Here is a 16566-nt window from a genome sequence, read left to right as displayed (position 1 = left end):
AAAGAATGTTTAAATTTTACAACCTCTATTAAGGCTTATAAAGGTTGAATTACCATAATCATTTGCTTCCCATCAAATTTGGGTTGCAGCTCTACTCTACCAATATCCTTCATATCCTCTTTAATTTTACCCATCAGTTCATTGCCTAAATGAGAGTGTTGGAGCTCTCGCCCTTTAAATCTGATAGTAAATTTAACTTTATCTCCTTTAGAGATAAATTTTTTTGCATTTTTGACCTTAAATTCGTAATCATGAGTTTCTGTTACAGGTCTCATTTTAATTTCTTTTAATGAAATTATTTTTTGTTTCTTTTTTGCAAGATTTGCTTTTTTTTGAGCATCATATTTATACTTGCCCATATCCATGATTTTACATACTGGTGGGTTAGCATTAGGTGCGATTTCAATTAAATCTAATCCTTGGTTTTTTGCCATTGATATAGCTTCGTTAGTACTGATCACTCCAAGATTTTCACCATCACTTGCAATTACTTGAACATCTGGTGAAGATATTCGGTTATTAGATCTTGGACCTCTATCCTTTGTTCTTCTTTGAAAATAATTTTGTTTGAAATCTGCCACTTAGTTTGATGATGCTTTATTTAAAGCAGAGAAAGTTTTTAAAAATGAATCTATATCCATATTTTCTTGTTTATTAGAGTCTAACCTTCTAATCGTTACTGAATTGGAGTCAACTTCTTTTTTACCACAAATTAATAAAAGAGGTATTTTTGCTAAAGAATGATCTCTAATTTTATAGTTTAAATTATTATTTTTAATATCAACCGCAGAACTTATGCCTGCATCTTTAATTTTTTTAGATACTTCTATTGCGTAATCATTAAATTCTTCTGAAATTGGAATTACCATTGTTTGTAAAGGTGAAATCCAAAAAGGAAATTTACCAGCATAATTTTCAATCAATATTCCTATAAATCTTTCTAGAGAACCAAATAGAGCTCTATGAAGCATAACAGGAACTTTTTTTGTTCCGTCCTTATCAACATATGATGCATCTAATCTTCCAGGTAAATTTAAATCAACTTGCAAGGTTCCACATTGCCAATCTCTTCCAATAGCATCTCTTAAAACAAATTCAATTTTTGGACCATAGAAGGCACCTTCACCTTTATTGATGCTATATTCTAACTTAGAAGCTTTAACTGCTTCAAGGAGTGAAGCTTCTGCTTTATCCCAAACTTCATCATTACCAACTCTAACCTCTGGTCGATCAGCATATTTTAAAATCACATTTTCAAAACCAAGATCTTTATAAATATCTAAGATTAAATTTGTTACATTTAAACATTCACTCGTAATTTGATCTTCCGCACAAAAAATATGCGCATCATCTTGTGTAAAAGCTCTTACTCTAAGCAAACCATGTAAAGCACCCGATGGTTCGTAACGATGAACCTTACCAAATTCTGTGATACGTAATGGAAGATCTCTATAACTTTTCAACCCTTGATTAAATACTTGTATATGACCTGGACAATTCATTGGTTTTATAGCAAAGACTTTTTCATCAGGAGTTTCTGATGTGTACATATTCTCTCCATATTTTTCCCAGTGACCAGATTTTTCCCACAATTGTCGGTCTAAAATTTCAGGTGTATTTACCTCTTTGTATCCAGCAGCATCCTGTCTGCTTCTCATATAATTAATTAATTTTTGAAATAATGCCCATCCTCTCTCATGCCAAAAAACTGAGCCTGGACTTTCTTCTCTAAAATGAAACAAGTCCATTTCTTTCCCTAATTTTCTATGATCTCTTTTTTCTGCTTCTTCTATTCTTTTTAAATGCTCATCTAAATCTTTTTGAGAAGCCCAGCTTGTACCATAAATTCTTTGGAGCATTTCATTTTTTGAATCACCTCTCCAATAAGCTCCTGAAACTTTCATTAATTTAAAGTATTTTCCAATTTTACCTGTTGAGGAAAGATGGGGTCCTCTACAAAGATCGTGCCAATCTCCATGGAAATAAATTGAAACATCTTCATTCTCCGGTATTGCCTCAATTAACTCAGCTTTATAGATTTCACCTTTTTTTTTAAAATGATCTATGGCTTTATTTCTATCCCAAACTTCCCTTTTGGTAACCTCATCTCGATCAACAATTTCTTTCATTTTATTTTCAATCTTTGTTAAATCATCTTCTGTAAACGGATCTTTTCTAGCAAAATCATAATAAAATCCATTTTCAATTACAGGGCCAATCGTAACTTGTGTTCCTGGAAACAATTCTTGTACTGCCATTGCTAATATGTGAGCAGTATCGTGTCTAATGGTTTCTAGACCCTCAGGATTTTTAGATGTAAAAATTTTTACTGAACAGTCTTTCTCAATTAGATGTTCTAAGTCTTTTAACTCACCATCTACACTTATCACCGTTGCTTGTTTAGCTAATGATTTACTAATTTTTTCTGCTACTTCTAATCCAGTAACTTTATTTGGGAAATCAATATTATTTCCATCAGGTAATGTAATTATAGGCATTTAATTTATTAATCTTTTATACTCTGAATAAGTAGAAAAGCACATTTTTTCAACATTAAATTTTTGAACTATATTTTTTCTTCCTTCAAAGCCAATTAATTTTAATTGAGTTTCGTCAATTGTAAGTGTTTTTAAAATTTTCTGACTTAAAGACTTTGCATCACCCGCTTTAAATAAATAGCCTGTTTTTTCATCAATGACAGTCTCATTAGAGCCACCAATATTACTCGCAATAATTGGTTTCTCCATAGATTGGGCCTCTACAGAGACTCTACCAAAAGCTTCTGGTTCAATAGAAGCTGAAACAATTATATCAGACACTTTGTAAGCTAATGCCATATCTTTACAGTGATCGATAAATCTTAGTTGTTTAGTCAACCTATACTGTTCTGAAAGCCTTATTAGTTTTTTTTTATACAAATCTCTTCCCTGGTCACTTCCAAGGATAACAGCATAAAATGCCTCATAACCTAATTCAATATTTACCAGATTGATTGCTTCAATAAATACTTCTTGTCCCTTCCATGTAGTTAATCTACCAGGCAAAAGTATAATCTTTTTATCTTTTTCTATTTCCCATTGTTTTAATAATTTTTTCTCTTCAGTTTCAAGTTTTGTAGTAGGGTCAAAATAATCAACGTTAATTCCTCTAAATACTACTAATAATTTTTTTTTTTGATTTAAGTAATTTGAATAATTTTTTTTGATGTGTGAAAAAATAAAGTTTGATCCTGCAATAATTAAGTCAGATCTAACCATTACTGAATTATATAATTTTTTCAAATTACTTTTAAAGTTATAAGTTCCATGAAATGTAGTCACAAACTTTCTGCTTGTTATCTTGGAGGCTATTAAACAAGACCATGCAGGCGCTCTACTTCTGGCGTGTATAATCGAAATATTATTAAATAAAATAATAAAAGTTAAAATTATCGCATTAATTAAAATTAATATTGGGTTTTTACTTTGAACTGGTAGTCTAAAAACTTTTACTTTATTTTTATCTACAAACTTAAGTAACTCACCACCACTAGTAACTATAAATGATTTGCAACCGTTTTCTGGCAAATAGTGAGCAATATCATAACAACCAGTCTCTGCACCACCATATCCAAGTTTTGGGATTACTTGCAAAACTTTTAAATTAGATGACATTTGATATGATTATATATTAATTAGCAATTCTTATAAACGATTATGGCAAATTTCAGATTCCACAAAATTTCAAAGACTAAGAAAATTAGACATATTTGTAAAATTTATAAAAATTCTCCATTCATAGTTTTCTTACATGGATTTATGTCAGATCTTGAGGGAAAAAAGCCAGAAGCTTTTTTAAAATTTGCAAGAAAAAATAAAATAAGTTTTCTTGCTTTAGAATATTCAGGTCATGGAAAATCTGCAGGTAAATTCACAAATGGAAATATTTCAAAATGGACTAAAGAAACTTCTATATTGATAAATAAATATATAAAAAATAATAATTTTTATGTCATTGGTTCAAGTATGGGCGCTTGGATTGCTTTAAGACAATTCAAAATATTTAAAAAACAAATTATGGGATTTTTGGGAATTGGCTCGGCACCTGAGTTTTTAGAAAATTTGATGTGGAAAAAATTCTCCAAAAAAATAAAGCAAGAAACAATCCAAAAAGGTATATATCACCTAAAACATGGGAATTATGAGTATCCAATCACTTATCAGCTTATAAAAGATGGAAGAAAAAATAGAGTTTTAAATAAAAAAATAAATTCAAAAATTAATGTTACTATGGTGCATGGTGAATATGATGAAGCTGTACCGGTAAGTTATTCTAGAAAAGTTTTAAAACTATTTCCAAAAGCAAAAAAGAAATTGATCATTGTAAAAAAAGGTGACCATAGCTTATCAAATAAGAAATGGCTTAATATAATCTTAAAAGAATTAAAATTATTAATTAACTAACTTCTTTTATAACTTTTTTTAAGCTGATAGGGTTTTTCAGTTTATCTAACATTTCTTTAGGACAAACCTGAATGAAATTATTAATTTCATTATCATAATTTTCAATTATTTCTTTAGATAACAAAGATCCTGTCTCTTCATGGTGTTCTTTGATTAAATTTTTTAAACTTTCTTTCCAATAATCTGTTTCAACATTCTGCCAAACTACTGACTCTGGGTTTACTTTTTTTTCAAATTCTTGTGATTTGTCATAGATAAATGCCATACCACCAGTCATACCAGCAGCAAAGTTATCTCCAACATCTCCTAGAATTACTACAGTTCCACCAGTCATATACTCGCATCCATTCGAGTCACATCCCTCAATAACTGTAACTGCACCTGAATTTCTTACAGAGAATCTTTCACCAGCTTGACCGGCTGCAAAAAGTTTTCCAGATGTTGCTCCGTATAGAACTGTATTTCCTAAGATAGTATTTTCATTTGAAACTAAGTTACTTTCCTCTGGTAGTCTTATAGAAATTGTAGCTCCTGAAAGACCTTTGCCGACATAATCATTTGCATCACCTTTTAATACTAACTTCAAACCTTTGGATGAAAAGGCTCCAAAAGATTGACCAGCTGATCCTTTAAAGTTTAATACTAAAAAATTATCATCAAGTTTTTCATAACCATATTTTTTAAATAAATGATGAGAAATTCTTGTCCCAACTGCTCTATGTGTATTTTTAATTAAATATTCTTTTTCAATTTTTTCAGAATTATCTAAAGCCCTTTCAATCTCTGGCCATATTTCTTGGTCTAGAGTATCTGGCACCGAATTAATTTCTTGGTTTTCACAGTATCTAGTATTGTTGCCAGTATCTGCCTGAACAAATAAAGGATTTAAATCTAAATCATCTAAATTATCTGAACCCTTGCTAACTTGTCTAAGTAATTCAGTTCTACCAATAATATCATTTAATGATTTAAAACCTAATTTGGCTAGAATTTCTCTAACCTCAATTGCTATAAACGTAAATAGGTTAACAATCTTATCTGGTGTTCCAGTAAATTTTTCTCTTAATTTTTCATCTTGAGTACAGACACCAACAGGACATGTATTCGAATGACATTGTCTTACCATTATGCATCCCATAGCAACTAGAGCAGTTGTTGCAACTCCATACTCTTCTGCTCCCATCATGGCTGCTATAACAACATCTCTACCTGTTTTAATTCCTCCATCAGTTCTAAGTGTAACTGTATGTCTAAGATTATTTAATGTTAAAACCTGATTAGCCTCTGTTAATCCCATCTCCCATGGAATACCTACGTATTTTACACTTGTTTGTGGGGTAGCTCCAGTTCCACCGTTATGTCCTGAAATTAATATTATGTCTGCTTTTGCTTTGGCAACTCCCGCAGCAATAGTCCCAACTCCTGAGGATGCAACTAGTTTTACTCCAATTCTTGCTTTTGGATTAATCTGTTTTAAATCGTAAATAAGCTGCGCAAGATCTTCAATTGAATAAATATCGTGGTGTGGTGGAGGAGAAATTAGCGTTACTCCAGGTGTTGAGTGTCTTAACTTTGCTATTTCATCAGTAACTTTGAAACCTGGAAGTTGTCCACCTTCTCCTGGCTTTGCACCTTGTGCAATTTTTATTTCAATCTCATTACAATTATTTAAATAATTAACTGTTACACCAAACCTTGCTGAAGCTATTTGCTTTACTCTTGAGTTTGCACTATCTCCGTTATCTAACACTTTAAATCTTTTTTCATCTTCACCACCTTCACCACTACAAGAAGCTCCTTTAATTCTATTCATGCCTGTAGCTAAAGTTTCATGCGCCTCTTTAGATAAAGCACCATGAGACATGCTTCCACTTCCAAATCTTTTTAAAATATTTTCTATTGGTTCTACTTCTGAAATATCTATTGATCCCTTTAATTTTTTTTCTCTGAAATCAATTAAGTCCCTTAAATTTATTGGTGGTAAATTATAAATACCTTCTGCATATCTTTTATAAGCGTCATAAGAATTAGAACCAACTGCACTTTGAAGTAAATGTATAAGTTTCCCTTGATATTGGTGTGTTTCTCCATTTTTTCTATATCTATAAATACCTCCAATAGGAAGAATTGTATCTGTGCTTTCAAATGCTTCTTTATGAATTGCTCTTATTTTTTTTTCGATTCCAGTAAGTCCAATACCAGAAATTTTAGACACAACTCCTGGAAAATAATCTGAAACAATAGTTCTGCTTAATCCAACAGTCTCAAAATTGCACCCACCTCTGTAAGAACTTAAAACAGAGATACCCATCTTAGACATGATTTTTAATAAACCTGCATTGACGGATTTAATGTATCTTTCAACACATTCTTCAAAACTAAACTTTCCAAATAATTTTTTTTCAAATCTTTGATATAAACTGTCGAACGCCAAATAAGGATTTACTGTTGTTGCTCCTACGCCAATTAAAGTTGCAAAAGAGTGTGTATCTAATGCTTCTCCAGATTGGACATTGATTGACACATATCCTCTTAATTTTTTTTCAATTAAAAACGAGTTGATTGCACCAACTGCAAGCAGCATAGGAATTGGAAGTTTTGAAATTGATAAATCTTTATCGCTAAGAATTAATTGAGTAACACCCTGCCTAACAGCAATTTCTGCATCTTTTTGAATTTTTTTAATAGCATCGTACAAACTATTAATTTCTTCAAAGGTACAGTCAATTATTGTTGAATTATTTCCAAAAAAATTGATGAATTTTTCAAACTGAGAATTAGATAAAATTGGGCTATTGAGAACATAAATATTCTGTTTTGTTAAATTATCAAAATCTAGAATATTGCCTAGATTTCCAAATCTTGTTTTTAAACTCATCACTTTGTTTTCTCTCAAAGAGTCTATTGGTGGATTTGTAACTTGGCTAAAATTTTGTCTAAAAAAATGATACAGAGGTCTATATTTATCTGAGAGCACAGCTAAAGGAGTGTCATCGCCCATAGACCCTGTAGCCTCTTTTGCATCCTCAGCCATAGGGTGTAAAATTAATTCAAGATCCTCTAAACTAATTCCAAAAGTATATTGTCTTCTTCTTAAATCATCTCCTGAAAAAGAATTTTTTTCATTCTCAATCGTTAGCTTGTCATCTAAATCAATAATTTGTGAATTAAAATGTTTATACTCTTTTGCTAAGTAATCCTTAATTTGTTTATTAGTAAACACTTTACCTTTTTCTATTCTTACTCCTATAATTTCTCCTGGACCTAATCTTCCTTTTGATAAAATTCTTTTTTCATTTAGCTCTATCATCCCAGTTTCTGAGCCTGCAAACAATAACTTATCCTTTGTGATTGCATATCTTAAAGGTCTTAATCCATTTCTATCATTTGCTGCAATAACCCACTCATTGTCAGTTCCAGCTATAGCGGCGGGTCCATCCCAAGGTTCCATTGTGCTATTTAAAAAATTAAATAATTGCTGATGATCTTTTGGCAAAGTCTTATTCTTCTTAGACCATGCATCTGGAACTAACATTAGTTTAGCTAATGGTGCAGGTTGACCTGAAATGTTTAATAATTCGAAAACATTATCTAAAGCTGCAGAATCTGATGCTCCTTGTTGAATAACTGGCTTAAGATTTTCTATATCATCAAATAATGGACTATTCATTTCTTGCTCATGAACTTTCATCCAATTTTTATTTCCTCTATAAGTGTTAATTTCTCCATTATGTGCAATTGCTCTGAATGGTTGAGCAAGATTCCAGCTTGGAGCCGTATTGGTTGAAAACCGCTGATGAAATATTGCGTATCTTGATACAAATCTTTCATCATTTAAATCTAAATAAAATTCTGAAATTGCTTCAGCTAAAAACATTCCTTTGTAAATAATTGACTTTGAACTTAATGAACAAATATAAAAATTATTTAATGATTTTTTGAAGGCTTCGTTTTCGATTTTTCTTCTTGTCTCATAAATTTTTCTCTCCAAATCTTTATTTGTAAGCTCTTTATTATGAGGTTTGAAAAGTACCTGAATAATTTCAGGCATAGTTTGAAAAGCTTTTTCACCTAAAACCTTTGGATTAACAGGAACTTGTCTCCAGCCATAAATATTAAAATCATTTTTCGTTAGTTCGCTTTCAACAATTGTTTTACAGCTCTCTTGTGCAGCATAGTCATTACGTGGAAGAAAAATCATTCCTACGCAGATTTCAGAATTATCGTGTGTGTGTCCAGTAACCTCAATTTTTTCAATAAAAAAATCTTTTGGAATTTCTACGTGAATTCCAGCTCCATCTCCTGTTTTTCCATCGGCATCTACCGCACCCCTATGCCAAACAGCTTTTAAAGCTTCAATTCCATACTCAACAACATTCCTGGATTTTTTTCCCTCTGTTGAAGCGATTAAACCTACTCCACAAGCATCATGCTCCATATCTTCAGAATAGACATTGTTTTTCTTAAGTAGATCAAAATTTTTTTTATAAGTTTTCATTAAGCAACTTTTTTCTCATTTTTGGATTTTGTTTCTAAATAATTTTTTATGGAATCTGCTGCGTCTCTCCCATCTTTAATTGCCCAAACAACTAATGAAGCTCCTCTAACGATATCTCCAGCCGCAAAAACACCACTTAGATTAGTTTCCAAAGTATCAAAATCTGTTTTTATTGTTCCCCATTTTGTAACTTGAAGTTCATTGCTATCAAATAAATTAGGTAAATCCTCTGGATCAAATCCAAGAGCTTTAATAACCATATCTGCTTTTATTTCATAACTTGATCCTTCTTGTACTTCAGGTTTTCTTCTGCCAGTTTCATCTGGTTCACCTAACTTTATTTGATCTACAATTAATTTTTCTACCTTATTAGTCCCTTTAAATTCTTTAGGACTAGATAGCCATACAAATTCAACACCCTCTTCTTCAGCATTTGCAACTTCTCTTGCTGAACCAGGCATATTTTCTTTATCTCTTCTATATAAACATTTTACTGATTTTGCTTTTTGTCTTACTGAAGTTCTCACACAATCCATTGCTGTATCACCTCCACCAATTACAACAACATCTTTTCCCTCAGCATTTAGAATTCCCTTGTCAAATAATTCAACATCATCGCCCAATCCTTTCTTATTTGATGCTGTAAGAAAATCCATTGCTGGAAAAATGTTATCTAAATCATTACCTGGTAAATTAACTTCTCTTGCTTTGTAAACTCCTGTTGCAATTAATACTGCATCATGTTTTTTTCTTAATTGCTCTAAGCTTGCATCCTTTCCAACTTCAAAATTTTGTATGAATTCTATTCCACCATCTTTTAAAAGCTTTGTTCGTCTTTCAACTATTTCTTTTTCTAATTTAAAATTTGGAATTCCATATATTAACAATCCTCCAGCTCTATCATAACGATCGTAAACTGTAATTTTATACCCATTTTTTCTTAACTGTTCTGCCGCCGCTAATCCGGCAGGACCAGCTCCTATAATTCCAACACTTTGATTTTTTTCATTTGTAACTTCAATTGGTTTAACCCAACCTTGTTCCCAGGCGTTATCTGTTATATATTTTTCAACAGAACCAATTGTAACTGTTCCATGACCAGACTGCTCAATTACACAATTTCCCTCGCATAATCTATCCTGCGGACAAATTCTTCCACAAACCTCAGGCATATTGTTAGTGCTTTGGGAAAGCTCGTATGCTTCTTTTAATCTTCCTTCAGCAGTTAACTTTAGCCAATCAGGAATATTGTTACTTAAAGGACAATGAACCTGACAGAAAGGAACTCCACATTGAGAACATCTGCTTGATTGTTCTTTAGCTTTTTCATTGATATATTCGTCATATATCTCTTTAAAATCCTTTTTTCTTTGATCAACCTCTCTTTTAGGTGGAGTTTGTTGACCTATTTTTACAAATTTTAACATCTTGTTAGTCATATAAAATATAATTTTAGGCAAATTATATAATGATTTTATTTAATAAAGTATTAAATAGGTCATATTTATTGACCTTTAAGCCCTCATTTTTGTTATAAATAAACAGGTTTCTAATAAATGCATAGCTACTATGATCAAATCGTATTGTTTGAAATATAAGCTTTATAAGCTACGAAGAAATTATGTTTCAGAATATTATAGAAGTTTTAATCCTTTCAGCAATTCAAGGGGTTTCAGAATTTCTTCCGATAAGTTCTTCTGCACATTTAATTTTAGTTTCAAGTTTATATGAATTTAAATCTAGCTCATTACTAATTGATATAAGCCTTCATCTTGGATCTCTTTTTGCAATAGTTTATTACTTTAAAGAAGAGTTATTAAACATAAATAAAAATAAAAGACTAATAAGTTTAATTGTTATTGGATCTATTCCATTAATAATCTTTGGATATTTTTTGTATACCACAGGGCTAATTTATAGTTTACGAAACATTGAAACTATTGCATGGACAACTTTAATATTTGCGGTTGTTTTATATATCTCTGACAAGAGTCGTTTTGATAAAAAAATTTCTATAAATTTAAATATTCAATCAATTCTATTTATAGGAATAATGCAAATTTTATCATTGATACCTGGAGTAAGCAGAGCAGGTATTACAATAACGGCTGCGAGGATTTTGAAATTTAATAGAGTAGATTCGAGTAAAATATCTTTTTTACTATCTATCCCAGCATTAGCTGGTGCAAGTTTACTTAGTTTAAAAGATATTTTTAATCAACCAACAGAATTTAATTATTTGGTAATAATTGCAATTATATCTTCTTTTATTCTTTCTTTTTTAACAGTTAAATATTTTTTAATTTTTATAAATAAGTTTTCTATGAATGCATTTGTAATTTATAGAATAATAATTGCTTTAGTATTGTTTAGTTTAATTTATTAAATTTTTTTTCTTTTTATAAGTGGGAGTAATTGTGATAATAAAACTCCACATAAAATAAAAAAACATCCAAGTATATTATTTATATCTAATACTTGATTTAAAATAAACCATGCAGCTACAGTTGCAAATACACCCTCAAGGGAGAAAATAATTGCTGCTGGTGCAGGTGAAATATTTTTTTGTGCATAAATCTGTAATACAAATGCAAATCCTCCAGATAATATTCCAGCATATAATATAGAATATATTTCCATTATAATGTTGTTCCAAACAAATTCTTCATAAAGAATTCCAATGAAAAAAGATAAAATAGCTACGATTAAAGTTTGAATTGCTCCAATTGTAAGTGGAAGATTGTATTTAGAAATAATAATTCCAGTAAATATAATATGTGTGCTCCAAAATAAAGCTCCTAGTACAACCAAAGTATCTCCCAACCTAACAGTTGCATCGTAAAAATTTGTTAATAAATATCCTCCAATTAAACATAAAATTACTGAAGGCCATACACTCCAATGAATTGATTTTTTTCCAAACAAATAAATTATGATAGGCACCATAGGTACATAAAAGATCGTAAAAAAGGCTGCATTTGCAACATCTGTATAGAGCAGAGCAACCTGTTGTAATGCAGAACCTAAAAATAAGGATAATCCTATTAAAGACACATAATTTATAAATGTTTTTTTATCTGTCTTTAATTCTGATTTAAAATTTTTTAACTCAAATAAAATTACGAGTGGGGTAATAGCTAAAAAACCAACAAAAAATCTAACAGCATTAAATGTGAAAGGACCAATATTGTCCATACCAGTATCTTGAGCAATAAAAGTTGTGCCCCATATAAAAGTACATAACAAGGCACTAAATAGGGAAATGGGTTTGGACATTTTAGACTATACAGCTAGCTTATAAGCAAAATTTTTGCCTAAGTTTTCTTTAAGATCATTGTTAAATCTTGCTGCCTCAGCACCATCAATAATTCTATGATCATAAGACAAAGAAATCGGTAACATTGTTCTAGTTTGAAACTTTCCATTTATATAAATTTGTTTTTTCTCTGATCTTCCTACTCCTAAAATTGCTACTTCAGGATAATTTATTATTGGTGTAAAAAATGATCCACCTATTCCACCCAAACTAGTAATAGTCATCGAACCACCAAACAATTCTTTTTTGTCTATTTTTAAATTTCTACAAAGCTCGCTGACCTCTCTCAACTCTCTACTAATATGAGAAATTTTTTTATTATTAGCGTTTCTAATTTTTGGAACCATTAGTCCATTTGGAGTATCTACAGCTATACCTATATGATAATATTTTTTCATTGTCATTTTGCCGGTTTCAATTTCATCAATTGAGGAATTAAAACTTGGAAACTTTTGTAGCGAAGCAACTAAGGCTTTTACAATAAATGCTAAAGGAGTGATTTTAATCTTTTCTCCTGTATAAATATCAGTCAAAGAATTTCTGAAGCTTTCCATTTCTGTAATATCAGCCTCATCATGATTTGTAACATGAGGTATAGTGGTCCATGAATTTGTTAAATACTTTGATGATAATTTTTTTACTCTTGGTATATCTGTGATCTCTATTTCACCAAAATCTGAATGCTCAAATTCATTTTTAATTTTGTTTGATTTTTTTTCCTCAACAACTTCAACTTTATTGTTTGATCTTAACGCTACAAATTTTTTTATATCATCTTCAACTACTCTTCCATCTCTCTCGCTTCCTAAAACTTTATTTATATCTACACCGAGTTCTCTAGCAAATTTTCTAGCTTTTGGGCTTGCTGATGAAATGTTAGATACATTATTTAAAACTTTAGTTTCTTGTTGAACTTCAGGTTCTAATACTTCAATTTTTTTGAACTCTTTTTCTGTTATTGGCTTTTGTTCAACTTTTTGATTTATCTGTGATGACTTTTCTAAAGTTAAAATTAAATCTCCTTCAGATACTTTATCTCCAACTTTTATATTTAAGTTAGAAATTTTACCTTCAAAACTAGATGGTATTTCTACGCTAGACTTATCACTTTCTATTGTAATTAAAGGGTCATTTTTTTTAATTGATTGGCCTTTTTTTACTAATACCTCAATAACCTCAACATCTTTAAAATCTCCTATATTTGGTACCTTAATTTCAATATCTGACATTATAATTTTGTTGGCATAGGTTTATCGCCATCAATTTTGTATTTTTTCATAGCATCTTTTGCATATTTTGAAGCTATCAATTGTTCTTTTGCTAAAATACTTAATCCATAAGCTACTAAATGTTCTTTATCTACCTCAAAGAATTTTCTTAAATTTTTTCTAGTATCACTTCTTCCAAAACCATCTGCACCTAGAGAATAAAAGCTCTTATTGTTTGTGTAAGGTCTTATTTGATCAGAGTTCATTCTCATATAATCAGATGCTGCCATAATTGGTCCTTCAGTACTTCCAAGACATTGTTCTACATATGATTTTTTAGGAGTTTTGTCCGGATTTAGAAGGTTATATCTTTCAACTTCCATCCCATCTTTTCTTAACTCATTAAAACTTGTAACACTCCATATTTCACTATCAATTTGATAGTCGTTTTGTAAAATTTCAGCTGCTGACATCATCTCTCTTAATATCGTTCCTGAGCCTAAAAGTTGAAGTTTCGTCTTTTTATATTTGTTAAATTCCTTTATCTTATACATTCCTTTAAGAATTCCCTCCTCACAATTTTTATCCTTAGGCATTTCAGGATGTGAATAATTTTCGTTCATTGTTGTAATATAATAAAAAACATTTTCTTTCTTCTCATGCATTCTTCTTAGACCCTCTCTAAAAATAGTTGCCAATTCATAGTGAAATGTAGGATCATAAGTTACACAATTAGGAATTGTTGATGCAATCAAATGACTATGTCCGTCTTGATGTTGTAATCCTTCACCTGCTAATGTTGTTCTTCCGGCTGTTGCACCAACTAAAAAACCTCTAGCTTGGCTATCACCAGCAGCCCAAGCTAAATCTCCAATTCTTTGAAATCCAAACATAGAATAAAAAATATATATCGGTATCATTTCAATATCATGATTTGTATAAGCAGTTGCAGCTGCTATCCAAGAAGACATCGCTCCTGCCTCATTAATTCCTTCTTCAAGTACCTGTCCACTTTTATCTTCTCTATAAGAACTTAGTTGTGCAGCATCTTCGGGCTCATATTTCTGTCCTTCATGAGCGTATATTCCAATTTTTTGAAAAAAACCTTCCATACCAAATGTTCTTGCTTCATCTGGGATAATTGGAACTAATCTAGGTGAAATATTTTTATCTCTTAACAAATTAGTTAACATTCTGACCAGTGCCATTGTGGTGGACATTTCTTTTTCACCAGTTGAAACTTTCATAAAATCAAAAATATCTTTTGATGGTGCTTTAATAGGTTTTGCAAAGGTTGATCTCTCTGGCAAATAACCTCCCAATTTAAGCCTTCTTTCTTTTATGTATCTAATCTCTGGAGATTTTTCATCAGGCTTAAAGTATTCTATGTTTCTAACTTGTTCATCAGTTAGAGGAACGTCAAAACGATCTCTATAATACATAAGATCATCCACATCTAATTTTTTAGTTTGGTGAGTAGTGTTTACACTTTCACCTGTTTTTCCCATTCCATATCCCTTGATTGTTTTTGCAATAATAACTGTTGGACTTCCTTCGTTTTTAATTGCTTTATCATAAGCTGCGTATACCTTATGGGGGTCGTGTCCTCCTCGATTTAATCTCCAAATATCTTTATCTGACATAGATGAAACCATCTCCAAAGTATCTGGATTTTTTCCAAAAAACTTTTCTCGTACATATGCGCCATCTCTTGCTTTCATGGCTTGGTATTCACCATCTACAGTTTCATTCATAATTTTTACTAATTGACCAGATTTGTCGTTAGCTAATAATGAGTCCCAATATGAACCCCAAATAACTTTTATTACATTCCATCCAGCACCTCTGAAGCTACCTTCAAGCTCTTGTATAATTTTTCCATTTCCTCTTACAGGTCCATCAAGTCTTTGGAGATTGCAATTAATTACAAAAATTAAATTATCTAGTTTTTCTCTAGCTGCTAATCCAATTGCACCCATGGATTCTGGTTCATCCATTTCACCATCTCCTAAAAAAGCCCAGACCTTTCGTCCTTCATCTTTAATCAATCCTCTATTGATTAAATATTTCATGTATCTTGCTTGATAAATTGCAAGCATTGGTCCTAACCCCATTGAAACAGTCGGAAATTGCCAAAAATTTGGCATTAGCCAAGGGTGAGGGTATGAAGATAATCCTCCAGGTTTTACTTCCTGTCTAAAACTATCTAATTGTTTCTCAGTTAATCTACCCTCTAAAAATGCTCTAGCATACATTCCAGGTGCACTGTGTCCTTGGAAATATACTAGATCACCTCCAAATTTATTGTTTTTTGCTCTCCAAAAATGATTCATTCCAACATCATATAAAGTTGCAGCAGATGCAAAGGTTCCTATGTGTCCACCTAATTCTGGAAATTTTTTGTTAGCTCTTACTACCATTGCAGCTGCATTCCATCTGATCAGAGATCTTATTCTTCTCTCAATATTTTGATCTCCATTTGATTTTATCTCAGCCTCAGGAGGAATGGTATTTATATACGGAGTATTTTGGGTGTAAGGAATATTTGCTCCTTCACGATAGGCTTTGTTAATTAATTCCTTAATTAAAAAATGAGCTCTTTGATTTCCATCTTTTGAAATTACTGCAGATAAAGACTCTAGCCAATCTTGAGTTTCTAAAGGATCTGTATCTAATCCATTTGTAACTTGAATTATAGATTGTTTTTTTTCTTTAGCTGGCTCTGGAACATTCACCGGCTCCTCTTTATTTACAGCCATTGCTTCCTCAGCTTGTTTAATAATATTTTCTGTATCTTTAGGAAGATTGCTCTCTGGAAGACTTTTGGTTGAATTGCTTAAACTTAAAAGTAAATCACCTTTTGAAACTTTATCACCTACTTTGACATTAACGGTATCAATTTTTCCTGAAATAGTTGATGGGATTTCAACACTAGATTTATCACTTTCAATTGTAACTACTGGATCATTTTCCTTGATTGTATCTCCAGGCTTCACAAGTAATTCTATCACCTCAACATTGTCAAAATCACCGATGTCAGGAACAAGTAGTTTTTCGCTCATTATTTAAAAGGCTTATACACTCAAATAAAATATATTTTTA

10 protein-coding genes are annotated in these 16566 nt (G+C 31.1%); 2 read left to right on the top strand and 8 right to left on the bottom strand.

Translation table 11 applies throughout. The annotated features are described in order from the left end of the window. Window positions 1-35 precede the first annotated feature (35 nt). Genes infC through ACTTA8_RS07365 form a run of 3 tightly spaced genes read right to left on the bottom strand, consistent with a single transcriptional unit; the run spans window position 36 to window position 3653 of the window. A complete protein-coding gene (gene infC, locus ACTTA8_RS07375; RefSeq protein ID WP_075505925.1) occupies window positions 36-581 on the bottom strand; it encodes a translation initiation factor IF-3 in 546 nt (181 codons plus the stop codon). Further along, window positions 582-2498, bottom strand: coding sequence for a threonine--tRNA ligase (gene thrS / locus ACTTA8_RS07370; RefSeq protein WP_440655229.1), 1917 nt, complete (start codon window positions 2496-2498; stop codon window positions 582-584). Continuing rightward, entirely contained in the window at window positions 2499-3653 is a 1155-nt protein-coding gene (locus ACTTA8_RS07365; RefSeq protein ID WP_440655227.1) for a glycosyltransferase family 4 protein, read from the bottom strand. It abuts the gene before it with no gap. A gap of 42 nt (window positions 3654-3695) precedes the next feature. On the opposite strand from ACTTA8_RS07365, the gene ACTTA8_RS07360 reads away from it, so the two are divergent. Beyond that, window positions 3696-4442, top strand: a complete 747-nt coding sequence (locus ACTTA8_RS07360; protein WP_440655226.1) for an alpha/beta hydrolase — start codon at window positions 3696-3698, stop codon at window positions 4440-4442. On the opposite strand, the gene gltB is transcribed toward ACTTA8_RS07360, so the two are convergent. Both gltB and ACTTA8_RS07350 read right to left on the bottom strand, forming a co-directional pair. Further along, entirely contained in the window at window positions 4435-8940 is a 4506-nt protein-coding gene (gene gltB, locus ACTTA8_RS07355) for a glutamate synthase large subunit (protein ID WP_440655225.1), read from the bottom strand. The two genes, ACTTA8_RS07360 and gltB, sit on opposite strands and share 8 nt — an antisense overlap. Next, window positions 8940-10379 carry an NAD(P)-dependent oxidoreductase gene (locus ACTTA8_RS07350; protein ID WP_440655224.1) on the bottom strand — a complete coding sequence of 480 codons (1440 nt, stop codon included), beginning with the start codon at window positions 10377-10379 and terminating at the stop codon, window positions 8940-8942. Before ACTTA8_RS07350 ends, gltB begins: the two co-directional genes overlap by 1 nt. 182 nt (window positions 10380-10561) lie before the next feature. Here ACTTA8_RS07350 and ACTTA8_RS07345 point away from each other — a divergent pair, with 182 nt between their 5' ends. Continuing rightward, window positions 10562-11326, top strand: coding sequence for an undecaprenyl-diphosphate phosphatase (locus ACTTA8_RS07345; protein WP_440655222.1), 765 nt, complete (start codon window positions 10562-10564; stop codon window positions 11324-11326). Here ACTTA8_RS07345 and ACTTA8_RS07340 read toward each other — a convergent pair. From ACTTA8_RS07340 to aceE, 3 genes are read right to left on the bottom strand one after another with little or no spacing between them, the layout of a single operon-like run. Beyond that, on the bottom strand, window positions 11323-12216 hold the full coding sequence (locus ACTTA8_RS07340; protein WP_440655220.1) for a DMT family transporter: 894 nt from the start codon (window positions 12214-12216) through the stop codon (window positions 11323-11325). The genes ACTTA8_RS07345 and ACTTA8_RS07340 overlap by 4 nt on opposite strands. Before the next feature lie 6 nt (window positions 12217-12222). Then, window positions 12223-13485, bottom strand: a complete 1263-nt coding sequence (locus ACTTA8_RS07335; RefSeq protein WP_440655219.1) for a 2-oxo acid dehydrogenase subunit E2 — start codon at window positions 13483-13485, stop codon at window positions 12223-12225. After that, complete coding sequence (gene aceE, locus ACTTA8_RS07330) at window positions 13485-16526, bottom strand: pyruvate dehydrogenase (acetyl-transferring), homodimeric type (RefSeq protein ID WP_440655217.1); 3042 nt, start codon at window positions 16524-16526, stop codon at window positions 13485-13487. The genes ACTTA8_RS07335 and aceE overlap by 1 nt, the downstream gene beginning before the upstream one ends. Window positions 16527-16566 lie beyond the last annotated feature (40 nt).

Source organism: Candidatus Pelagibacter sp. HIMB1506, from assembly GCF_052047935.1.
Taxonomy (GTDB): Bacteria; Pseudomonadota; Alphaproteobacteria; order Pelagibacterales; family Pelagibacteraceae; genus Pelagibacter.
This window is presented reverse-complemented; position numbering and strand designations above follow the sequence as displayed.